Below are 22,369 nucleotides of genomic sequence, written 5' to 3' on the forward strand. Positions count from 1 at the left end.
TTGGCAAACAGTCGTTGGCGGCATCTGTTCGACCTCCGCGCATTGATCTACGTGTCTTGGCCTACGCTTGTTGGCATGAGCGGCAGCGACAGCACCTCCACGGTTCCCCTCTCCGGCGCCCCCCGCCGCTCCGACGCCACTCGCGGCGCGATCCTCGCGGCGGCCCGCGAGCGCTTCGCGACCGACGGCTACGAGCGAGCCACCATCCGCGCCATCGCCAAGGACGCGAACATCGATCCGTCGATGGTGATGCGGTACTACCGCAACAAGGAGGGCCTCTTCGCGGCGGCCGTCGCCATCGACCTGCGGCTGCCGGACGTGAGCGGGGCGGACCGCCGGCAGGACGCGGGGCGGATCCTCGTCGAGCACTTCCTCGACATGTGGGAGGACAACGAGGTCCTCACCGCCCTGCTGCGGGTCGGCGTGACCAACCAGGCCGGGGCGGAACGTATGCAGGGCATCCTCCGGGACCAGCTGCTGCCGGTCGCCCGGCAGGTGTGCCCCGACTCCGAGCAGGTCCCGGCACGGGCGGCACTCGTGGCGTCCCAGCTGCTGGGGCTGGCGCTCACGCGGTACGTGCTGCGGATGCCGCCGGCGGTGGGGCTGGAGCGGACGGAGATCGTGGTATGGCTGGCACCGACGATCCAGCGGTACCTGACCGCGCCGAGTCCCTGAGGCTTGCCCGGCACTCGTGTCCGCCGGGGCCACGGACCCGTAGGGCGCCGGAAGGGCGCCCAGCCGACGAGACCTGCCGGGCCATGAGCCCGGCGAGGGCCTTGCGGAGGGTCGCGGACCGCAGGCGGGCCGCCGAGGACGCTCCGACCCAGGCGCCGCGCAGACTGCCGGCCGGCAGGCCGACGGCGACAGGCCGGCGGGCGGCGACCTCGGCGGTCGGACGGGCCGCAAAGCGGGCGGTCAGCGCGACCGGAATGGGTGTGACCAGGACGCACGGCAGAGGGGCGACGGGATGATCTCGAAGCCCTGAGCCCGCCCCGTATCTCTGAGGGGCACGCGCGCTGTTCTGCCAGCGGCAGAACAGCGGCCGGACCGGGCCCTACGCTCACTACAGTCCGGTCTCATGAGGGCGATCACGACGCGTACGGTCGAGTATCCGGCCGACGGTTTGACGATGACCGGGTACCTCGCGCTGCCGGCCGGTGTCGACCGCCGGCCCGCGGTGCTGCTCGGACCAGAGGGCACGGGGCTCAGCGACGTCGAGCGCCGACGGGCCGACGCTCTCGCCGAACTGGGATATGTAGCGCTGGCCTTCGACCTTCACGGCGGGCGCTATCTGGGCGACCCCGAGGAGATGCTGGCCCGTTGCCTGCCGCTGCTCGCTGATCCCGACCGGATGCGGGGCATCGGCCATGCGGCGCTCGACGTGTTGCGCACCGAACCGCGGACCGACCCCGACCGGATCGCCGCCGTCGGCTACGGCACCGGGGGCGCCGTCGGGCTGGAACTCGGGCGCGGCGGCGTCAGCCTGCGCGCGATCGGAACCGTCAACGCCCTGACCACGGGCCGTCCGGGCGAGGCGGCGCGCATTCGCTGCCCGGTGTGGGCCGGGGTCGGGTCGGAAGACCCGATCATGCCGCCCGCGCAACGGAACGCGTTCACCGCCGAGATGCAGGCCGCGGGCGTCGACTGGCGCCTCACGGTCTACGGCGGCGCCTTGCACGCCTTCCACCACCCGCCGGTCGACCACCCTGTGGTCCCCGGCGTCGGCTACCACCCACGGCACGCGCAGCGAGCCTGGCGCGACGTCCTCGACCTGCTCGCCGAGTGCCTGCCCGTGACGGGGGACCCGGGACATGACCCAGGCAAGCAGGCCGGCGCCGGGCACTGACCGTCCCCTCCCCTCCAGCCCGCACAGGAGAGTGGAGCCGTACACGCCCGGCATGGCGCGTAGCGCAACCACCGCGTCCAGCCGGGACGCGCCCCGGTGCCGGTCGCGGCTACGGGCGCCGCTGTGTGGCCGGCGTCCGATCCGCCGCTTCGCCGGGCGCGTCCGGGCGCGGGCTCGCGGCCTCCCCCGCGATGCGCGCCGCGAGCCCGTCCAGGAGGGTTTCCAGCGCGGCGTGGAACACCGTGGTCCCGTCCAGCTGTGCCATGTGGGCCGCACTCCGTGCGATCGCGGGGTAGGTGACCGGGTCGGCCGCGGGGTAGTCGCGGGTCCACGCCTGCTCGTCGCCCGTACGGGCCGCCCCGTCGAGTGTCTCGAACGCCGCGTCCATCCCGGCCCACGCCAGGGAGAAGTCCCCGTAGACCCGGTGCAGTACGGCGGCCAGCGCGGGGGAGCAGCCGGCCCGGCCGAAGGCGGCCAGGATGTGCTCCACGATCCGCATCTCGGCAGGGCGCCGGGTGGTGCGGTAGGTGGCCACGACCGCCGCGCCGGGGTGGCGCAGTGCCGTGTCGCGCGTGCGCAGCGCGAGGTCGCGCAGCGTGTCGCGCCAGCTCTCCGAGGGTTCGAACCCCGTCAGCGCCTCCTCGAACAGGCGGTCGGCCAGGGCCAGATGAAGTTCGTCCTTGTCCCTGACGTGCCGGTACAGCGCGGAAGGGTCGACGCCCAGTCTGGCGGCGAGCCGCCGCACGCTGAGCGCCGCCGCGCCCTCGTCGTCGGTCAGCGCGAGCGCGGCGTCCACGATGATCCGCAGGTCCAGCTCGACCTTGGGGGGACGGCCTCTGCCTCGTACTGCCATGGGGTGATCAGACCAGGCCGGGCAGCGGCTCCGCAAGCCCTGCCGTGCGGTGTGAATTCTTTTTACCCACACCGTTGACAAAATGGTGCGGCGAGCGGTTGTCTGCGGGGCACCCCGAACCGAGGAGTGCTGCTCATGGATCACGCAAGCCCCGCCTGCGGCGAGGCGTCGCCGCCCGTCGCCGCGTTCCGCAGGACCCTCAGCACCCGGCACGGGGTGATCATCGCGCTGGCCAACATCAGCCCCACCGTCAGCGTCGGCATCGGTCTCGCCTTCCTCGCCGCGCTCGCCGGCACCGCGATGCCCGCCGCCTTCCTGCTCGCGGCCCTGCCGATCCTGGCCGTCTCCGGGGGCTACGCCCGGCTCGCCGCCCGCGATCCCAACTGCGGGACGGCGTACGTCTGGGTGCGCCGGGCGCTCGGTCCCTGGACCGGTTATCTCACCGGATGGACCTCGGTCGCCACCAACATCCTGTTCCTGTCGTACGCGGGCCAGCTCACCGGACAGTTCACCCTCGGACTGCTCGCGGAGGCAGGCGTCACGGCGCTCTCCCCGGACGACGCCCTCGCGGTCACCGCCACCGGCCTGGTGTGGAGCGGCCTGATCGTCCTGAGCGCGCTGCGGGGGGTGCGGGGCGCCACCGCGGTGCAGAGCGTGCTGCTCGGCGTCTCCGCGGTCGTGGTCACCGTCCTCGTGGCCACCGCCTTCGTCCGGGGTGACGCGGCCCCCGTCTCCGCCTCGTGGTTCTCGCCGTTCGCCTTCCCCGACACGCTCACGCTGTTCGGAGCGACCGTCATGGCGGCGTACATGTTCTGGGGCTGGGAGAGCGCCTTCTCCGTGGTCGAGGAGTCGACCTCGGTCCGCTCGCCGGGCCGGGCCGGAATCATCGCGATCCTCGTCACCACCGGGTTCTTCCTCTTCTCGGCCACCGGCTTCCTGCACGCCCTCACGCCCGAACAGCTCGCGGACCCGCTGTCCGGCGTCACCGAACTGGCCCGCACCTTCTACGGCACCGCGGGTGCGACCGCCGCCCTCGCCGCGATGCTCTTCGCCACCGTCGCCTGCATGCAGTCGAGCGTCATCGCGGGGGCCCGGCTCACACTCGCCATGGGCCGCGACGGGGTCCTCGGCCCGAGCTGGACCCGGCTGCACCCCGCCTGGGGCACCCCGGCCACCTCCACCGTGCGCATCGCGGCCCTCGCCGTCGGGGTGTCGCTCGCGGGGCTGGCCGCCGGATCGCTGTCCGAAGTGGTCGTCGCCGTCGTCAACTCCGTCGGCATCCTGGTCTCGCTGATGTACGGGGTCGGCGGCATCGCCTGCGTCGTCACCTTCCGCCGCGAACTGAGGGGCCGGATACGGGACACGCTCGTCGTGGGCCTGCTGCCGCTGCTCGGCGGGATCGCGCTGCTGCTGCTCGGCGGCCTCGTGGCCCACCAGCAGTGGAACTCGGTGGACCACCTGGCCTTCGACGCCGAGAACGGTCGCTTCCTCACCGTCCTGCCGCTCACCGTCATCGCCCTCGGCATACCCGCCGCCCTGTGGACCCGCTACCGGCGCAGGGCCGCCTACTTCACCCAGCCGCCGGCCCCTCTCGCGCCCGCCCCGGCCGCCGCCGGGGGCTGACCGCGGCCCGGACGCGGACGTCGGCAACGCCTGCCCCAGCCACCCTCCCCACCTCCCATCCCACCCACCGGAGCCCACACATGCGCCACGCAGACCTCGTCCTCCTCAACGGCACCATCTGGACGGCATCCCCCGTACGCCACCGGATATCGGCACTGGCCGTCACCGGCGGCCGGATCACCGCCCTCGGGACCGACCGGGAGGTCCGCGAGCACATCGGCCCGCGCACCGAGGTGACCGACCTCGGCGGCCGGTTCGTACAGCCCGGGTTCACCGACGCCCACGTCCACCCGGTGATCGCCGGGATCGGCATGCTCGGATGCGACCTGAGCGCGGGCCGCACCGCCCGCGACTACCGAGCCACGATCGCCGCCCACGCCGCCGCCCACCCAGGTGCCGCCTGGATCCAGGGCAGCGGCTGGTCCTTCGACGCCTTTCCGGGCGGTCTGCCGCACCGCGACCAGCTCGACGACATCCTTCCCGACCGGCCGGCCTACTTCCCCGTCCGCGACGGACACTCGGCGTGGGTGAACTCCCGCGCCCTCGCCCTGGCCGGTGTCGACCGGCACACACCCGATCCCGCGGACGGCCGCATCGAGCGCGACGCCACCGGCGAACCCACTGGCGTACTGCACGAGGGCGCCATGACCATCGTCGGCGCCCTCGTGCCCCCCGCCTCGGCGGCCGAAGCCCGAGCCGGGCTCCTCGCCGCCCAGGAACTGCTGCACTCGCTCGGGATCACCGGCTGGCAGGACGCCCTCGTCGGCACGTACGCGGGCTTCCCCGACCCCCTCGACACCTACCTCGCCTGCGACGCCGACGGTTCCTTGACCGCACGGGTGCGGGGAGCGCTCTGGTGGGAACGCGACCAGGACCTCGGCCAGATCGACTCGCTGCTCGCCCGCCGCGAGAAGGCGGCCGGCGGCCGGCGCTTCACCGCCGGCACCGTCAAGATCATGCAGGACGGGGTGGTGGAGAACTTCTCCGCCGCCATGCTGGAGCCCTACCTGGACTCGTGCGGCTGCCCGGGCGACAACGCCGGGATCTCCATGGTCGACCCGGCCGTGCTCCGCGACGCCGTGATAGCCCTCGACGGCCGCGGATTCCAGATCCACTTCCACGCCCTGGGCGACCGGGCGGTCCGCGAGGCGCTGAACTCTCTCGAAGCGGCCGTGGCCGCGCACGGCCACACCGGCCTGCGTCACCACCTGGCCCACCTCCAGGTGGTGCACCCCGACGACATCCCGCGCTTCCGCACCCTGCGCGCCGCCGCGAACATGCAGCCGCTGTGGGCCGCTCACGAACCGGCGATGGACGACCTGACGCTGCCCTTCCTCGGCGAGGAACGGGGGCGGCGCCAGTACCCCTTCGGAGCGCTGCACGCGGCCGGCGCCGTCCTCGCGGCGGGCAGCGACTGGTTCGTCTCCAGCCCCGACCCCTGGCACGGCATCCACGTCGCGGTCAACCGCCAGGTGTGGGCGGAGGAGCTGGGCGAACCGGATCTGCGCCCCCCGTTCCTGCCCGAACAGCGCCTGGCTCTCAGCGACGCCCTCACCGCCTACACGGCCGGTTCGGCATGGGTCAACCATCAGGACGACGCCGGTGTGATCGCGGTCGGCCGTCTCGCAGACCTCGCGGTCCTCGACTGCGACCCGTTCGCCGTCGCCCCCGCCGACCTCCACGCGGTCCGCACGGTCGAGACGTACGTGGGCGGCGTGCGGGTCTACAGCGCGGACGGGCGTGCGGCCCCCGGCGCGCACTGAACGGGCCGCCGGCGGCTACCGGGGCGCCGGTCGTGCAGCGGCCCGCCGGGAGCCGCCCTTCGGCGGTTCGGAGTCGTCCCTTCTTGATCTTGCCGGGCGAGGCGGTACGGAGATCGCGAGCGCCATCCGTCGGTCCCGCTCGGCGTGCGCCTGGTGTCGGTCATCACGGAGGACCTTCAGCGCGCGGACCGGCGGCGTTCATACGGGTGCGGGGGAGCGGCGGTAGAACGGGGCCACCCGCGGACAACCATTGCTGTCGATCACGGGTCCAACCGAGGTGCGGCGCCCGCCGCAGGACGGTTTTTCTTCGGGGGAACCCACCGTGCAGTACCGTTCGTCCACCCGTCTTCTCGCCGCCGTCACCGCCGTCGTGGCCGTCACGGCCGGCACCGCGCTGACGACCGTACCCGCGACCGCTGCCCCGGTGACCGCCATCCAGGCGCCCGCCCAGGCGGCCGCCGCAGTCACGCTGCCCCACCCCACGGAGATAGTCAGCGCCGGCGCGACCGGCTACCTCACCAGCGTCGTGTACCCGTCCGGCACCGAGTACCGCTGGACCGACTACGTCGACGGCGCGACCAAGTCCCTGACCGCGCCCCGCACCAGCTTCATGGGCGCCCAGTCCGACATCGTCTTCTCCCGCAAGGACAGGGAAGTCGTCTACTGGGTCAACGACATGACCAGCAGCGACAACGTCCGGTACGGCCTGTCTCACAACGACCAGCGCTACGCGCTCCGCGGCGTCGCCGGCGAGACACTGGTCATGTCCCGCACCGACCAGGACACCGGTGTGCTCGACGTGAACCTGCTGAGCCGCGCCTCGGGCACCACCACCATTCGCGACGTCACCGTCATCCCCGGCAACGCCCGCTTGGGCCGCGTCTGGGCGAGCACCCCCGGAATCGCGCTCCTCCAGTACTCCACCGGCACAGGCGCGGAACTGCGCACCTTCCTCGTCGCCGTGGACACCGCCACCGGCCAGGCGGTGGACGGTCCGCGCCAGACGCATTCCGAACAGACCGGCTCCGACGCCTTCGTCTCCCGCACCCACTGGGCCTGGATCGAGCGCACCGACACCCACCGCGTCCAACTGGTGACAGCCGTCCGCGGCGTCGACGCCCCAGAGGTCACCACGGACCTCGGCCAGGCGTCGACCGGCGCCCCCATCGACGTCAACCTGGTGGGCAACTGGGTGACCACCGCCGAGTCCAACGGCCGCACCGCCACTGTCACCTCGGCTCTCTTTCCGGTGACCGCCCGCTCCCTGGCCGACCCCGGGACCACGGTCAAGCTCCTCGACCACGTCTCCAGCACCGCCACCGCCCCCAATGGTGACCTCTACGCGCGCGGCGGCACGGTCGCCCAGGGCGAGGGCATCTACCGCATCCACCCCGGCGACGACAGCGTGCCGGTCGCCACCCTGGTGGCCGACACCGACACCCCCACCGCGCTGGCCCTCACCTCCACCGACGTCCCGTCCACGGTCGACCTGGACAAGAACGGCGGCAAGGCCACCCTCCAGTGGCAGTTGTCCCGGGAGAACGCGTCCGGCAAGGTCACCCTGCGCCACGTCCGCACCGGCAAGACCGTGGAGTTCCCGTTCGAGAACCAGGACGGGGTCCGCCGCGAGTGGCAGGGCACCCTGGCCGACGGCGTCCTCGCGCCCAACGGCGACTACACCTGGCAGCTCGACGCCAAGCCGCTCAACGGCATCGGCCCGGACCTGAGGAAGACGGGCACCTTCAAGGTGACCCGCAGCGCGGGCCTGCACGATTACGACGACAACGGCGCCCCGGACCTGCTGTCCCGCGACGCCTCCGGCCGCCTGTGGCGCGACGAGGTCAGGAAGACCTCGTCCTCCACTGACTACTGGTCGCCGGAGAGCAAGCTCGTCGGCGCCGGGTGGAACGGCTACAACGAGATCGAGGCCGTCGGCAACGTCGCCGGTGCCCCCGCCCCCGACATGGTCGCGCGGGACGCCTCCGGCGTCCTCTGGCTGTACCTCGGCAAGGGCGACGGCACCTTCGCCGGCCGGACCAGGATCGGCTCCGGCTGGAACGCGTACAACAAGATCACCGGTGGCAGCGACCTCAACGGCGACGGATGGTCCGACCTGCTCGCCGGCGACACGTCCGGCGTCCTGTGGGCGTACCAGGGCACGGGCAACTGGTCCGCGCCCTTCCGGGGTCGTACGAAGGTCGGCGGGGGCTGGGGCGGGATGAACCAGATCACCGCCGTCGGCGACGTCGCCGGTACGCCGCGGGGCGACCTCCTCGCCCGGGACACCGCCGGCGTCCTGTGGCTCTACCCGGGTGCCACGGGCTCCTCGTTCGCCGCCCGGGTCAGGGTCGGCTCGGGCTGGGGCGCGTACACCCACCTCGTCGGCGTGGGCGACGTGGACCGCGACGGACGCAACGACCTGTTCGCCTACGGCAAGAGCGGCTCATTCGTCTACCGCGGCACGGGCGTCGCAGCGGCGCCGTTCGGCCCGCGCGAGTCCAGCTCCGTCTACCCGGCGACGCCGACTCCGCGCCACCCGATCGTCTGACACGTCCCGCCGCCCGGACCCGGATCCGAAGGGCGGCGGGGCGGACCCGGGTCCCGCGGGGGGGGGTGGCCGCCCCGGCGTGCGGACGGAGGCAGGCGTTTGTCGGTCTCGGCGACGCACCGCACGCCGAGGCGGGAGGCCCCGGAGCGACCGAGGTCCCGCTGGGCCTTGGTGAGATGTTTGACGGCCCATCTCCTGTGATCCGCCGGGCAGCAACCCGGCGGGGGTGAGGGCGGTATGCCGGTCGGCAGTGAGGGAGGGGTGCTCGTGCCGGCAGGTCAGCGAGCACTGAGGCGACCCATTGGGCCGGCACCCCACGTCACGCGGCGCGTCGACTGCGAGCGGGGCGCACCGAAGCCGGATCAGGCGCGCAGGGTGACGCCGAACCGGGTCCTCATCCGCCGCAGTTCCCACAGCGAAACAGCCGTTACCGACAGCGGCCCCCCCAGCACGGAGCAGAGCTGGACGACGGGCGGGCCCCCCGGCATGCCGTCGCCGACCAGGTTGAAACCCGCGAACACCCACACCAGCGCCAGGGTGAGGACGGGCGGCAGCATGGGGTGGACCTGGGCGCTGTTGAAGGCGCTTCGGGCCGAGTACAGCGACGCCAGGAAGAAGAAGGGGAGACCCCACACGATGACGAGGAGCGCGGCGACGGCCAGTGCGTATTCCCACCAGCTCTTCCCGTCACGGTCGTCGATCTGGGCCGTGAGTACGAGAATTCCGCCGATGACGCCCAACGTCAGCACGTACCAGCCGACCGCCTTGAGCGGAGCGCGCAGCCGGGAACGCAGAAGCGGTCGCAGGTGCGGGGGCGCGTAGGAGATGAATCCGAGGATGACCAGCGGCCCGGCGATGAGCAGGACGAACGGAGCGACGATGAGATTGGCGACGCCGCCCCAGGCCGCATCCTCCCAGCGGTTCCGGTCCACGTTGTAGGCGAGGACCAGGGCGATGGTGGCGGCAGCACCGAGCACGGTGCGGGCCAGCTGGACGCGGTCCACGACGCGGTCCATGATCCGGCCCTCACCCTCCTGCGCGAAGAGCCTGGCGGCGACGCGGTGGGCGGAGCGCAGGATCGCGGAGACCAGCCCGAAGGGTGAGACGTACGACAGGCAGCCGCGGGAACGCCGGACGGCGGGCCTCGAGGGCTGGGGACCGTAGGCGTACGAAGGCTGGTTGGGGTACGAGCCCGGATTCGGTGGCGGTGGACCGTACGGGCCGCCCTGCGGTGGTCCGTACGGAGCGCCCCAGTCGCCCGGGCCTCCCGGTTCGTTGCCGCCGGCTTGACCGGGACCGTGGCCCGGCCCCCATCCCCCCGTAGCCATGCCGCTCCCCGTTCATCTCGGCCACTTGTCGTGGGCGTCCCGTGATGTCAGGGCGCAGTGTAGTAATCGAGTCCTACTGACCCGCACGAGGGGCGAAGGGTATCCGATGCGCTGCACGCCGTCTCCCGACGTGTAGCGCCATGGCGGAGCGGATGAGCGCGCGTCGCGACCAGTGCGTTGGTCGCGGCGCGCGCGTGGCCATGCCCCCGTCGGCCGGGGGAGAAGGGCCGGGCTGTGCAGTGCCGGCCGGCTCGTCGACGGCGCCCCGGCGAGCGAGGGGGTCAGGTGGTGGAGCGGTCGCCTCGGCGTGCTGCGAGCGCGGCCTCGGTGCTGGGATGGGCGGGCAGGAAGGTGTCCATTCCGGTGACGCCGAGCATGCGGTTCAGCCGGTCGGGGATGGTCGCGAGGGTCAGGGAGCCACCGGCTTCCTTGGCGCAGCGCCAGATGCCGACGAGGGCTCCCAGCCCGGAGGAGTCGCAGAAGGTGACGCCCGACAGGTCGGCGACCAGGTCGGGGTGTCCGTCCGCGATGAGGTCCAGGGCGCGGGTTCGCACGGCGGGGGCGGTGGTGATGTCGAATTCGCCGGACAGCGCGATCACTGCCAGAGTGCCGTCGGTGTGCGGGACGTCGATGTGCAGGGCGTCGGTCATGGGCGTCGGTTCTCCTGCCCGACGGAGGCGTCGGTGTGTGCGGTCGGCGCGGCGGCGCTGTGAGCGGTGGTGGTGATGCCCGCAGGAGCGGCATCCGCGGTGGGAACAGAGAGAGCCAGCAGGGCCACGTCGTCCCGTTCGGTGTCGGGGAGCGTGTCCAGCAGCGCGACGGTGTCGTCGATCAGGACACCGGCACTGACCGGCGCCCGGCGCTGAGCGAGGAAAGCGGTCAGTCCGCTTTCGGCGAGCATGTCACCGTCGGCGGTACGTGCCTCGGTCAGACCGTCGGTGTACAGCAGGAGTCCTTCGCCGGGTGCCAGGTACAGGCTGAGTGAGGCGAAGGCGGCCTCGGCGAACGCGCCGACCAGCATCCCGCCCTTGGCCCGGACCGCCTCGACCTGCACGCCGCCGCCCTCGGCGGGGCTGAGGTGATAGGCGGGCGGGTGGCCGCCGGTCGCCAGCGTGACCGTGAAACCGCCCTCCCGGACGGGATCGAGCAGGCCGAAGACGGCGGTGCAGAAGCGGGTGCCGACCGCCGCGTCCAGAAGCAGCGCCGTGTTCAGGGCCTTCAGCGCGGCCGTCGGGTCCGCGTCGACGAGGGCCGCGGCCCGCAGCGTGTAGCGGGTCAGTGAGGTGACGGAGGCGGCTTCGGCACCCTTGCCGCACACATCGCCCAGGAAGAACGCCCACCGGCCCCCGCCCACGGGGAACACGTCGTAGAAGTCGCCGCCCACTTCCTGCGGGGAGGCGGTCTTGTAGTGGCAGGCCAGCTCCAGCCCCGGTACCGCGGGCAGCGCGGGAGGCACCAGAGTGCGCTGCAAGGTGGAGGCGAACGCGGCGATGGCCGCCTTGTCCCGCTCCGCGCGCTGTCGGGCCGCTTCCTCGGCCTGGCGCTTTTCCTGCTCGGCCTTGCGGCGCTCCTGCTCGACGCGCACGACGTGCAACGCCGACAGCCGCAGCTCCAGCTGGTCACGTACCACCGCCGCCAGGTCCGCCAGCGTGGCCGAATCGGCGTCGCTGATCTCCCGGGGGCGGGTGTCGAGGACGTTGACCGTACCCAGCCGGTGCCCGTCGGAGGTGATGATCGGAGCGGCGGCGTAGAACCGCACCCCCATCGGGCCGGCGACCAGCGGATTGGAGCAGGCGACCGGATCGAGCAGGGTGTCGGGGATGACGGTGGTGTCATCCGTGAGCACCGCCGAGGCGCACAGACCCGGATCACGGCCGATCTCGGCGACGCCTTCCAGCCCGTGCGTGGCCTTGAACCAGATGCGGTCCTCGTCCACGATCGTCACCGTAGCCACCGGCACCGCGAACAGGCGCGCGGCCAGCGCCGCGACTCGGTCGTAGGCTCCGTCCGGAGGGGTGTCGAGAATGTCGTAACGACGCACCGCCGCCAACCGTGCCGCCTCGGCCGACGACGCGGCCAGAGGTTCCTTCATTGCTATCGCGGGCGGGCTCGCTTGTTCCGGCATGTTCCTCGTCTCGCTCATCCCCCCAGGGCACCGACCAGATGGTCAACCCCCGCACTGTACCGAAAGGCCCCGGCGCCACCGATCCGCCGACGAGCTCGGTGGTGCGCACACCCGGCCTCGTGGAACGGCCGCGAGAGCACCGATCCACGCGTGTGCCCGGCCCTCCGGCCCGCCGCCCTCCGACAAAGCATCATCTCCGGCGGATCCTTCCGGACCGGCTGCCGTGCCAACAGCACCATGCCCTGGGGCGCGGTGGCGACGAGGATTGTCTCTGCACGTTTCCATGGATGGAGAACCCGACGAACGCTGGTAGAGACAGGGTGCCGGAACACGCGCCCACGGGCCCAGGACTTGCTCGCCGCGGCGGCTGTAGGGCACACGTCCGAAGTGAGTACCGCCGCCGTAGCGGGTGATCCTCCACCGCCGTGGCTGCCCGTCCACCTGTGCACAGAACGCGTCCGCCGGCCAGCCTCCAGGCTGCCCGGCAGATGGTTCGCTGTGAACAGGGGCGGCGGCGCCCGGTAGGCCGGGGCCGGTCCGTCAGCCCTTGGCGATGGCCGGGCCGAGGAAGCTCAACGGAGTTCGGGGTGCGGTTGATTCCGCTTCATCTCGATCTCGACGAAGGCCAGCGGCGAGGTGCCGGCGTTGACCACCTCATGTTCGCCGCCGGCCGGGCGAGCATAGGACTGCCCCGCGCGCAGCTGTGAGGAGCTGACGGTGCCGTCGGGGGCGATCACGTCGGTGAGGCCGTCTGTGACGGGGACGACGACGTAGTCGTGTTCGTGCACGTGGCGGCCTGTGCTCTGACCGGGTTCGAAGTCCCAGCGGGTGACCCGCACCCGCTCGTCCTCGTGCTGCACGCTAGCGCGGCCCGTGGTCGTCACGACCGATCTCCTTACCGTTGGTTGCCGCACCAGTGGCGCGGGAGGAGGTAAACATCCCCGTGTCAGCCTATATGTCGGGTTTCGCGGTGACCGGTGTCCGCGCTGCCGGTCAGCCCGTCTCGCGGTCGGGTGCGGCGCTCAGTAGGCGGTGGATGAGGACGCTCCAGCTGTCGGCCAGTGGGCGCCCTTCGGTCGAGGACAGGGGGCTGTCGGTCTCGGGCATGGCCAGGAACAGCAGGAGCGGGCCTTCGAGGGCGCCGGTCAGCTGGACGGCCAGGCTGTCCAGGTCGGGGAGATCGACCTCGGCCTGTCCCAGCAGGACGCGCAGGTGCACACGCGTGATCGACGCCGGGCCGGCGGGGACGGGCTGGTTCCGGTCGAGGGCGGCGCGGGCGACGCTGTGATGGTCCAGGAGGAAGGCGATCCTGGCCTGCCCGTAGGCAACCATGCGGTCGAGCGCCGGCGCACCCGGACCCAGCGGAGGCGGGCCGTAGAGCACCTGTTCCTGGAAGGCGCGGTCGTCGGCATCGAGCAGGGCGCGGAAGATGCCGGCGCGGGTGCCGAAGCGCCGGAAGACAGTGCCCTTGCCCAGACCGGCACGTTCGGCGAGAGCGTCCATCGTGACGCTGCAGGCACCCCCGTCGGCCACCATCTCCCGAACGGTCGCGAGGAGCAGCTCGCGGTTGCGCACGGCGTCGGCGCGTTCGGGGCGGGGCCGGCCCAGAGGGATGAGGGATCCGTTCACCTGCCCAACCTACCGCCCTCCATATTAAGCGGGGTATAGTCCGTTTATGGGGGCGGCGAGGTGTCCGCTCCGGGCCTTCCCGCCGACCGCCCTCTACGACTGCCCTTGAGGAGTTCCACCATGAACCTGTTCCGTCTGGACGCGAGCATCTTTCCGACCACTTCGGCCAGCACCGAACTGGCCTCCCTGGTCGAGGCCGAGTGGACTGCCGCGCACCCCGGTGCCACCGTGACGCGACGGCACATCGCCACGGACCCCCTCCCCTCCGAGGCCTGGGCCCTGGCGACCACGGCGGGCTTCACCCCCGAGGCGGACCGGAGCCCGGCCCAGCGCGACGCGGCGGCTCTCGCGGCCACGCTCGTGGAGGAGCTGCGCAGCGCGGACGCGGTCGTCCTCGCGGTGCCGTTCTACAACTTCGGTGTCTCCCAGCACTTCAAGGCCTGGGTCGACCTCGTCATCGCCGGAGCCGGCCCCACCGACCCGGTGCTCAAGGGCAAGCCCACCGCCCTGATCACCACCATCGGCGGCGGCTACGGCCCCGGCACGCCGCGCGAAGGATGGGACCACTCCACCTCGTACCTCGAGCGCATCATCCGCGACGTGTGGCAGGCCGACCTCACCCTGGTCAAGCGCGAGCTGACCCTGGCTGCCACCACACCGGCCATGGAGCAGCTGCGGGACCTCGCGGACCAGCACCACACCGCCGCCAAAGAGCAGGCGCGCGAGGCCGGACTCGCCCTGGCCGGCAACTGACGCGGCCCACCGGCTGCCGTGATCACGAGGGTCGACGGGGTTCTCGCGTCGCCGGGTGCGCGGTGTGGTCGTCGGGCTTGCCGCGTGCGGTGAGCAGGGGGCCGAGCGGCCGGCCGCGTTGACGCTCTTCGCCGACCCCGGCGAGACGACCAGGCCTTGGGTGGCGCGTCCTTCGCCCCGTTCAGGACCGTTCGCGTGTCCCGGGGCCATCAGCAGGCGGATCTGCCGCGCGGTGGCGACCTTCACCACCCCCGGCGCGGCCAGGACCACTGTCCTGGGCCTCTCCGTCGAACCGAACGGATACGCCGCCAGGCCTCGCCACGACCCTTGCCTCGACCATCCACGGCTCCAGGCGCATCCGAGTCTTCAGCGGCAACCCCGACACCGCACTGCTCACCGAACTCACCCGCTACGCCGAAAACGGCGACAGGGTCCGGCGGTTGTCACACGCCGCTCCCTGCCGCCCGGCGGCTCCCGGGGCCGGCGCCGGGGCGGCGGCCCGACCGGCACGTGACGCCGACGTCACCCATCCACGCGTTCAGCAGGCCTCCGCGGCCGTGTGGGAGACCGGCTTGGCTTGCACCACCCGAGTCCGGTGCGCCAGGCGGCGGGCGGCGTGCACACTGCGACGCGCCAGGCAGAGTTCGCCCGCCGAGACGTGGCAGGTCGGACAGGGCTCGGCGAAAGCGCCGTGCCAGAAGCGGCGGTGCGTTTCGTAGGCGGCGTCCAGCATCGCGTCGAGCGCCGAAGGCGGGACGGCGACAGACGCACGGGCGGCTGCGGGCGCCGCCGGGCGGGGGAGGGGCGGGACCGGGGCGGGGATCATGGCGGGCATCTCCTCGTGCGGCGGGCGTGCGGGGCCGTAGGTCCCCTCGCACTCCCTGGGCCGAAAGGGCGGCAGTTCTCCCCGCCTACCCACGTTGGCGCAGCTCAGACGCGACGGGCTCATGTGCCGTGGCCCGCGGTCAGCACCGCCGTCCTGGAAATGGCTCAGTGTCCACCACGCGACGAGCGGCATCGCTCGCCCGTACAGCCTCACCCTCAGGGGATGGACCAGGCCCGGGTCCTGGGACACGGCGGTATACGGGCGGTCGCCCAGGCTGCCGATGTCAGCGAGGCCACAGTCCGCAAGGGAGGGGACGAGCGATCAGTCAGGTCGGGCGGCCGCCGGGCCCCTTGGAAGAGGTGCGTCCGACGATCACGGCGTCCTGGGCGGAGCCGGTGTCACTCGGCCACCGCGAGCACTCCGTCCGGTTCGGGCTGCGGTACACCGGGATCCACCCGGCGTTCGTGCTGATGACCGCCGTGCATGGCCGAACGTTTTCGATAACTGACCGGTTCTTCGCATGGGTGACGCGCATCACGCCCTGCCCTCTCGCCGCCTTGATCGTTTTGCCCGCCAACCGACCAATTGGCGATCTTGTGGGTCTCATTAACGTCCTCTGCGGTGCATCCGAACGGGTGCGCCACGACATCGTTGTAAGGGGGAGGACAGTGAGAAAGCCCATGTTCCGGCGTCTACCGGCCTGGCACCGTAGAGGGGGGACGCGGCAGCCGGGTCTGCGTTCGATCGCGACCGGTCTCGCCGTCGTCATGTCGGTATCCGTCGTGTTCGGGACGGAAGCCGCGATCGCCGCGCCGTTGAACCCGGTGACGGACGACAAGCCCCGGGTGGCCGGAGGGCCCGCGTCCGCCGCCGACATACCGTCGGCCCGGGTGGCCGCACGGCTGTACGGCAAGCGGGTCGAGGCGCTGTCGGAGCGCACCGGGACCTCGACGACCTGGGCCGACAAGGACGGCAGTCTCACCACCGAGATGGCCGCCGGACCCGTTCGCTTCCGCGACAGGATCACCGGTGCCTGGCGTGACGTGGACATCGACCTGGTGCGGAACACGGACGGCAGCGTCCAGTCCAAGGCTCACCCCACGGGACTGGAACTCGGCGCACCGGGCGGCGAGAAGCTGACGGCCCTCGCGCAGAACGGCACCGCGCCCGCCCGTGACCTCGTCACCCTCGGCGAGGGTGACGAGCAGATCACCCTCCAGTGGAGAGGTGGCCTGTCGCAGCCGAAGCTGGACGGCACCCGCGCCACGTACGAGAACGCCGTGCCCGACGGAGACGTCGTCGTCGAGGCGACCCGCACCGGCTTCGAGCAGTTCGTGGTCGTCAAACAGAAGCCCACCACCGACGGCTTCTCCTACACGCTGCCGCTGAAGACCAAGGGCCTGAAGGTTCAGCAGCAGGCCGACGGCAGTGTGCTGTTCACGGACAGGAAGTCGAAGAAGACCGCGACGATGCCGGCCCCGGTGATGTGGGACTCCACCGTGGACAAGGTCTCCGGTGAGCACACCCACCGTTCCAAGGTCGCGATGAAGGTCGTCAAGACCAAGGGGGGCGTCGACCTGGTCATCACTCCGGACGCGGCCTTCCTCGCGGACCCGGCCACCGCATACCCCGTGACCGTGGACCCGTCCACGTCGTCGCTGGGCAACCTGTTCGACACCTACGTCCAGCAGGGCGAGACCGTCGACTGGTCCAACGACGTCGAACTCGATCTCGGCAACCCGGGGACGAAGAACGGCGACGGCACCTGGCGCACGGCCCGTTCCTTCATCACGTGGAACACCGCGCCGGTCTCCGACGCGATGGTCTCCAGCGCCACCCTGAGCCTGTGGAACTTCCACTCCGGCAACACCGACTGCACCGCACAGCCCTGGGAGGTGTGGACGGCGAACACCGCCTCCACCGCCTCGCGCTGGACCAACCAGCCCGCCATGGTCACCAAGTTGGCCACCTCCACCCAGACCAAGGGAAGCCCGAGCTGCTCGGCGCAGCCCGACGGGTGGATCAACGCCGACGTCACCGACCTGGTCCAGCAGTGGGCGAACAACAAGTGGGACCGCGCCGGCATGGGCCTGAAGGCCACCGACGAGAACGACACCAAGGAGTGGAAGCGGGTCAACTCCGCCAACGCCGCCTCCAACGTCCCCAAGCTGACGGTCACCTACAACTACCGGCCGCGCACGGGCACGAAGCAGGAGGCGGGCCCGCCGTACTTCTCCTACGGCGGCGCCTACGTCGTCAACACCCTCACCCCGACGCTGCGCGACACGTTCGTCGACACCAACGGCGACAAGGTCAACGGCACCTTCCAGATCTTCGACAACGCCACCAACACCCAGGTCGGCAATGTCATCGTCTCCCCCTGGGTGAACTCCGGCCAGGTCGCCTCCGTGACCGTCCCGGCCGGTGTGCTCACCCATGGCAAGACGTACAAGTTCCGCACCTCCCCGTACGACGGAGCCCACTACAACCTGGGCTGGTCGGCGTGGAAGACCTTCACGGTCGACACCGCCGCACCGTCCGCCCCCACCGGCATCACCTCGACGGACTACCCGACCACCACGTGGGTCAAGGGCGCAGGGCAGGCCGGAACCTTCACCGTCACCCCGAACGGCACCGACCACAACTGGCTGGAGTGGTCCCTCGACGGCGTGACCTGGACCAAGGTCGCCACCGCCGGCTCCACCGCCGCCAAGGCCATCGGCGTCACCCCGCCGAAGAACGGCACCCACACCCTCCAGGTGCGGCAGGTCGACAGGGCCGACAACAAGTCCGAGGCCGCGAACTACACCTTCCACGCCGGCCCGGGCGGCTTCCTCCAGCCGGCCGAGGGCGAGCGCACCGCGCGCCGGCTGCCGCTGGCTGTCGAGGTCGACGGCGCCAAGTACGACAAGGTGTCGTTCTCGTGGCGCCGCTCCGCCGCCGACCCGTGGACCGCGATCCCCGCCGGTGACGTCACCTCCGGCGGCACCGCGCTGACCGCCTGGCCGGTCGCCCTCGCCGGCGGCAAGAACAGCCCGCTGGTGTGGAACACCACCACCACGGTCAACCCGGACGGCACCGTCCAGATCAAGGCCGACTTCACCGGCCCCGGCTCCGCCTCCGGCAGCACCGAGCCGCTGACCGTCGTGGTGGATCGCAACGCCTCCGGTGCGGCCTCCCAAGAGGTCGGTCCGGGCTCGCTGAACCTGCTCAACGGCGACTACACCCTGTCCGAGAAGGACGCCTCGTTCTTCGGCGTGGAGATCAGCCGTACGGCGTCCTCCCGCCGACCCGAAGCGGGTGCGAACCAGACCGGCCAGGCCGCGATCTTCGGCAAGGAATGGGTCGCCGGCACGTTCGCGGAGGAGAGCGAGTCCGAGTACTCCTACCTGCGCCGGACCTCCGACACCGCGGTGGACGTGGTGACGGAGGACGGCGAGGCCCTGCACTTCACCGCCAACGCGGCGAAGACCGGCTGGGTCTCCGAGCCCGGCGGCGAGGACCTCACCCTCACCGGCAGCGTCACCGGCAGCTTCACGCTGTCCGACACCGACGGTTCGGTGACGACCTTCACCAAGCCGGACGCCGCCGCCACCACCTGGCAGGTGTCCAGCAGCCTGGTCGACGGTCTCAACAACTCCACCACGACCGTGGTCTCCGAGACCGTCACCGTCGGCACCCAGAAGTTCGCCCGGCCCAAGCGGATCATCGCGCCCACCTCCGCGGTCACGCCCGCCACGTGCACGGCCACGCCGTCCACCAAGGGCTGCCGCTCACTGGAGTTCGTGTACGCGACGACCACCACCGCCACCGGTACGTCCACCGACGCCGAGTTCGGTGACTTCGCGGGCCAGGTCAACGAGATCCGGCTGTGGGCCACCGCCCCCGGCGCGGCCTCGGCGACCGCCACCCCCGTCGCCAGGTACCGCTACGACAACACCGGCAAGCTGCGCCAGACCTGGGACCCCCGGCTCGGGCAGCAGACCGAGACCCAGTACGCCTACTCCGGCGGCCGGGTCGTGTGGATGGAGCATGCCGGACGCCTGCCGTACAGCTTCACGTACGGCAACGCGGGCGGCTCGGTCGGCGGCGAGGGCATGCTGCTGAAGGTCGGCCGCTCCGGCCTCAAGCAGGGCACCGCCGACGTCGCCGAGGGCACCGCGACGACCTCGGTCGTCTACGACGTGCCGCTGACCGGGACCACAGCCCCTTACGGGATGGGCGCCGCCGAGGTGAAGACCTGGGGCCAGCTGGACGCGCCGACGGACGCCACGGCGGTCTTCCCCGCCGACTCCGTGCCGACCGCCCACACCGGCTCCTCGCTCACCGCAGCCGCCTACAAGCGCGCCACGGTGCACTACCTCGGGGCCTCCGGGCGTGAGGTCAACACCGCCACACCCGGCGGTCACCTCACCACCACCGAGCACGACCGGTTCGGCAACACCGTCCGCGAGCTGAGCGCGGCCAACCGTGCACTCGCCCTCGACACCACCGCCGTCGGCCGGCAGGCCCTGGCGGACCTCGGCATCGGCTCTCTCTCCTCCGCGGAGCGCGCGCACCTGCTGTCGACCACCTCCCTCTACGACGCCACCGGCGTGCGCAAGATGGAGGAGTTCGGCCCGATGCATCGCATCGACCTCACCCAGGACCTCAAGGACGGCACCACCGTCCTGGTGGCCGCGGGCACCTCGGTGCCGGCCCGTTCCTGGACCGTCAACGAGTACGACGAGGGCCGTCCGACCGACGGCACCGCCAAGGTCAAGGACCAGGTGACCCTGAGCATCACCGGTGCCCGGGTCCGTGACTACTACTCGGTCATGGGTGAGAAGCGTGTCAACGAGACCCAGTACGACTGGGTGAAGGGCCTGCCCACGCTGACCATCCAGGACCCGGGCGGCATCAACCTGGTCACCGGCATGGTGTACGACGCGCAGGGCCGCCTGACGGACATCACCCAGCCCGGCGGCACCGGCTCCGACCCGGCCACCCGGGTCACCGCCTACTGGACCGCTACCGGCACCGGCTCCTGCGCCGGCCGCCCGGAGTGGGCCGACCTCGTCTGCTGGACCGGCCCCGGCGGCACCGCCACCGGCAGCACTCAGCCCGCCGAGATCTCCGACACCAGCACCGAGTACGGCCTCTTCGGCCAGGTGACCAGGACCACGGACACCGCCAACGGCGCCACCCGCACCACGGTCACCGACCACGACGCCGCGGGCCGCCCCACCACGGTCACCATCACCGGCAGCAGCGGCCTCGGCACCGCCGTGCCCGCGGCCACGACCACGTACGATCCGGTCACCGGCCAGGAGACGAAGACCACCTCGACCACCGGCGGCACGATCACCAAGGCCTACGACAAGCTCGGCCGCCTGATCTCGTACACCGACGCCGACGGCGGCACCACCCGGACCGAGTACGACCTGCTCGACCGTCCGGTCAAGGTCACCGACACCGCGCCGTCGACGGTCACCTACACCTACGACCACACCACCGAACCGCGCGGTCTGGCCACCTCGGTGACCGACTCGGTCGCGGGCGCCTTCGGAGCGGTCTACGACGCCGACGGCTCCGTCACCAAGGAGACCCTGCCCGGCGGCTACACCGTCACTCAGACCGAGGACACCACCGGTGCCGCGGTCAACCGCACCTACACCCGCAACAGTGACGGCGCCGTGGTCTACAGCGACTCGGTCACCGAGAACGCGCACGGTCAGAACACCGCCCACACCGGCTGGTCGGACCAGAAGTTCGGCTACGACGCGGTGGGCCGGCTCACCTCGGTCCTCGACACCTCGGAGACCGTCTGCACCCGGCGCGCCTACACCTTCGACAAGCGCGCGAACCGCACCTCGCTGACCACCGCGACCGGCACGCCCGGCGCGGACTGCCCGGCCACCGGGGGCACCACCACCACCCACACCTACGACACCGCCGACCGTCTCGTCGACGCCGGCTACACGTACGACGCGTTCGGCCGCACCACGGCGCTGCCCGGCAGCACCGTCGCGTACCACGCCAACGACCTCGTCCAGCAGATCACCGCGGGTACGGAGCGCCAGACCTGGACGCTCGACTCCGAACAGCGGTTCCGCTCCTGGAAGGTCGAGACCGGCAGCGGCACCGCCTGGACGCCGACCGAGTCCAAGCTGAACCACTACGACGGCGAGGGGGACAACCCGCGCTGGATCGTCGAGGACACCACCACCGGTGCGATCAGCCGCAACGTCGAGTCCGCGTCCGGTGACCTCGCCGCGACCACGGCAGCCGGCGGCGACGTCGTCCTCCAGATCGGTACGCTCCACGGCGACATCGCCATGCAGCTGCCCCTGGACACGAGCCAGGCGCCCGTGGTGCTCGACACCGACGAGTACGGCAAACCGCGCCAGGGCCGGGCGACCGCCCGCTACAACTGGCTCGGCGCCAAGCAGCGGTCCGCCGAGACGGTGTCCGGCGTCACCCTCATGGGTGTCCGCCTCTACAACCCCGTCACCGGCCGGTTCCTCTCCATGGACCCGGTCTACGGCGGGAGCGCCAACGCGTACGAGTACGCCTACGCGGACCCGAGGAACAAGTTCGACCTCGACGGCCGCTGGGTGTGGGTCGCCGTCCGCGGCGCCATCGCCTGCTGGAAGCACTGCAAGAAGATCTGGCGCGGCGGCAAGAAGCTGTGGCGCGGAGCGAAGAGCGTCTGGCGCAACAGCAAGATCCGCTGCGGCCGCTTCCCCAACACGGGCGGTGGCGGGTGCGACTTCAGCTGGAAGGGCCAGCGGAAATTCGGCGTCCACTACCACCGGCACAACTGGTCCGGCGGCAGTTGGTGGAAGAGGTGGCACTATCACCGGCGTCCCGGTATCGGCCGACACCGGCCGTGGCAGCCGTACAACGACGGCCGGCCCTGGTGGAAGCGTTTCTGACCGCCGAGGTCCGACCCCTGTCGGATGAGCTCGGATGAACCGTAGGGCGGGCCGCCGGGGCCCCGGCGGGCCGGCCCCCCGTTTTACGCCCCCACGGAAGAAGGTAAAGAGGTGCATGTGCCCCCGGCCCACCGTAACGCGGCAAAGGAAGGGCCGCC

At 71.7% G+C, this 22,369-nt stretch carries 15 protein-coding genes; 7 read left to right on the forward strand and 8 right to left on the reverse strand.

What is annotated here, in order from left to right; translation table 11 throughout:
• Positions 1-75: 75 nt before the first annotated feature.
• Together ACFWV2_RS16635 and ACFWV2_RS16640 are read left to right on the forward strand one after the other, a co-directional pair.
• The gene (locus ACFWV2_RS16635) at positions 76-675 is read left to right on the forward strand and encodes a TetR family transcriptional regulator (RefSeq protein WP_384405739.1); all 600 of its coding nucleotides are present in this window, start codon (positions 76-78) and stop codon (positions 673-675) included.
• Positions 676-1,078: 403 nt separating this feature from the next.
• Positions 1,079-1,846: a dienelactone hydrolase family protein gene (locus ACFWV2_RS16640; RefSeq protein ID WP_384405740.1), complete on the forward strand. Its 768-nt coding sequence runs from the start codon at positions 1,079-1,081 to the stop codon at positions 1,844-1,846.
• A 109-nt stretch (positions 1,847-1,955) separates the two neighbouring features.
• On the opposite strand, the gene ACFWV2_RS16645 is transcribed toward ACFWV2_RS16640, so the two are convergent.
• Positions 1,956-2,699 carry a TetR family transcriptional regulator gene (locus tag ACFWV2_RS16645; RefSeq protein ID WP_384405741.1) on the reverse strand — a complete coding sequence of 248 codons (744 nt, stop codon included), beginning with the start codon at positions 2,697-2,699 and terminating at the stop codon, positions 1,956-1,958.
• Positions 2,700-2,834: 135 nt separating this feature from the next.
• On the opposite strand from ACFWV2_RS16645, the gene ACFWV2_RS16650 reads away from it, so the two are divergent.
• The 3 genes from ACFWV2_RS16650 (at position 2,835) to ACFWV2_RS16660 (ending at position 8,633) form a co-directional block, all read left to right on the forward strand.
• Entirely contained in the window at positions 2,835-4,322 is a 1,488-nt protein-coding gene (locus ACFWV2_RS16650; protein WP_384405742.1) for an APC family permease, read from the forward strand.
• 80 nt (positions 4,323-4,402) lie between these two features.
• Positions 4,403-6,085: an amidohydrolase gene (locus ACFWV2_RS16655; protein WP_384405743.1), complete on the forward strand. Its 1,683-nt coding sequence runs from the start codon at positions 4,403-4,405 to the stop codon at positions 6,083-6,085.
• A gap of 322 nt (positions 6,086-6,407) precedes the next feature.
• Positions 6,408-8,633 carry an FG-GAP repeat domain-containing protein gene (locus ACFWV2_RS16660; RefSeq protein WP_384405744.1) on the forward strand — a complete coding sequence of 742 codons (2,226 nt, stop codon included), beginning with the start codon at positions 6,408-6,410 and terminating at the stop codon, positions 8,631-8,633.
• Between the two features lie 362 nt (positions 8,634-8,995).
• Here the strand turns inward: ACFWV2_RS16660 and ACFWV2_RS16665 are convergent, their stop codons facing one another.
• From ACFWV2_RS16665 to ACFWV2_RS16685, 5 genes are all read right to left on the reverse strand, one after another.
• On the reverse strand, positions 8,996-9,649 hold the full coding sequence (locus ACFWV2_RS16665) for a hypothetical protein (RefSeq protein WP_384405745.1): 654 nt from the start codon (positions 9,647-9,649) through the stop codon (positions 8,996-8,998).
• Positions 9,650-10,242: 593 nt separating this feature from the next.
• Positions 10,243-10,611: an STAS domain-containing protein gene (locus ACFWV2_RS16670; protein ID WP_384405746.1), complete on the reverse strand. Its 369-nt coding sequence runs from the start codon at positions 10,609-10,611 to the stop codon at positions 10,243-10,245.
• The gene (locus tag ACFWV2_RS16675; protein WP_384405747.1) at positions 10,608-12,104 is read right to left on the reverse strand and encodes a PP2C family protein-serine/threonine phosphatase; all 1,497 of its coding nucleotides are present in this window, start codon (positions 12,102-12,104) and stop codon (positions 10,608-10,610) included. Before ACFWV2_RS16675 ends, ACFWV2_RS16670 begins: the two co-directional genes overlap by 4 nt.
• A gap of 554 nt (positions 12,105-12,658) precedes the next feature.
• Complete coding sequence (locus ACFWV2_RS16680) at positions 12,659-12,970, reverse strand: cupin domain-containing protein (protein WP_384405748.1); 312 nt, start codon at positions 12,968-12,970, stop codon at positions 12,659-12,661.
• Between the two features lie 109 nt (positions 12,971-13,079).
• Entirely contained in the window at positions 13,080-13,715 is a 636-nt protein-coding gene (locus ACFWV2_RS16685) for a TetR/AcrR family transcriptional regulator (RefSeq protein WP_384405749.1), read from the reverse strand.
• A gap of 120 nt (positions 13,716-13,835) precedes the next feature.
• Here ACFWV2_RS16685 and ACFWV2_RS16690 point away from each other — a divergent pair, with 120 nt between their 5' ends.
• Positions 13,836-14,468, forward strand: coding sequence for an FMN-dependent NADH-azoreductase (locus ACFWV2_RS16690; protein ID WP_384405750.1), 633 nt, complete (start codon positions 13,836-13,838; stop codon positions 14,466-14,468).
• Between the two features lie 538 nt (positions 14,469-15,006).
• Here ACFWV2_RS16690 and ACFWV2_RS16695 read toward each other — a convergent pair.
• Positions 15,007-15,294 carry a hypothetical protein gene (locus ACFWV2_RS16695; RefSeq protein WP_384405751.1) on the reverse strand — a complete coding sequence of 96 codons (288 nt, stop codon included), beginning with the start codon at positions 15,292-15,294 and terminating at the stop codon, positions 15,007-15,009.
• A gap of 398 nt (positions 15,295-15,692) precedes the next feature.
• Positions 15,693-15,938 (reverse strand): hypothetical protein, encoded by a 246-nt coding sequence (locus ACFWV2_RS16700; RefSeq protein ID WP_384405784.1) that lies wholly within the window; start codon positions 15,936-15,938, stop codon positions 15,693-15,695.
• A 123-nt stretch (positions 15,939-16,061) separates the two neighbouring features.
• Between ACFWV2_RS16700 and ACFWV2_RS16705 the strand changes: the two genes are divergently transcribed.
• On the forward strand, positions 16,062-22,211 hold the full coding sequence (locus ACFWV2_RS16705; RefSeq protein ID WP_384405752.1) for a DNRLRE domain-containing protein: 6,150 nt from the start codon (positions 16,062-16,064) through the stop codon (positions 22,209-22,211).
• Positions 22,212-22,369: the final 158 nt, after the last annotated feature.

Source organism: Streptomyces sp. NPDC058671, from assembly GCF_042716475.1.
GTDB lineage: Bacteria > Actinomycetota > Actinomycetes > Streptomycetales > Streptomycetaceae > Streptomyces.

Bases quoted from the DNA above. Each gene is read 5' to 3' on its own strand.
- ACFWV2_RS16635 (WP_384405739.1), top strand. From the start codon at position 76: ATGAGCGGCAGCGACAGCACCTCCACGGTTCCCCTCTCCGGCGCCCCC.
- ACFWV2_RS16670 (WP_384405746.1), bottom strand. From the start codon at position 10,611: ATGACCGACGCCCTGCACATCGACGTCCCGCACACCGACGGCACTCTG.
- ACFWV2_RS16655 (WP_384405743.1), top strand. From the start codon at position 4,403: ATGCGCCACGCAGACCTCGTCCTCCTCAACGGCACCATCTGGACGGCA.
- ACFWV2_RS16640 (WP_384405740.1), top strand. From the start codon at position 1,079: ATGAGGGCGATCACGACGCGTACGGTCGAGTATCCGGCCGACGGTTTG.
- ACFWV2_RS16665 (WP_384405745.1), bottom strand. From the start codon at position 9,649: ATGGACCGCGTCGTGGACCGCGTCCAGCTGGCCCGCACCGTGCTCGGT.
- ACFWV2_RS16705 (WP_384405752.1), top strand. From the start codon at position 16,062: ATGTCGGTATCCGTCGTGTTCGGGACGGAAGCCGCGATCGCCGCGCCG.
- ACFWV2_RS16645 (WP_384405741.1), bottom strand. From the start codon at position 2,699: ATGGCAGTACGAGGCAGAGGCCGTCCCCCCAAGGTCGAGCTGGACCTG.
- ACFWV2_RS16690 (WP_384405750.1), top strand. From the start codon at position 13,836: ATGAACCTGTTCCGTCTGGACGCGAGCATCTTTCCGACCACTTCGGCC.
- ACFWV2_RS16650 (WP_384405742.1), top strand. From the start codon at position 2,835: ATGGATCACGCAAGCCCCGCCTGCGGCGAGGCGTCGCCGCCCGTCGCC.
- ACFWV2_RS16675 (WP_384405747.1), bottom strand. From the start codon at position 12,104: ATGAGCGAGACGAGGAACATGCCGGAACAAGCGAGCCCGCCCGCGATA.
- ACFWV2_RS16695 (WP_384405751.1), bottom strand. From the start codon at position 15,294: ATGATCCCCGCCCCGGTCCCGCCCCTCCCCCGCCCGGCGGCGCCCGCA.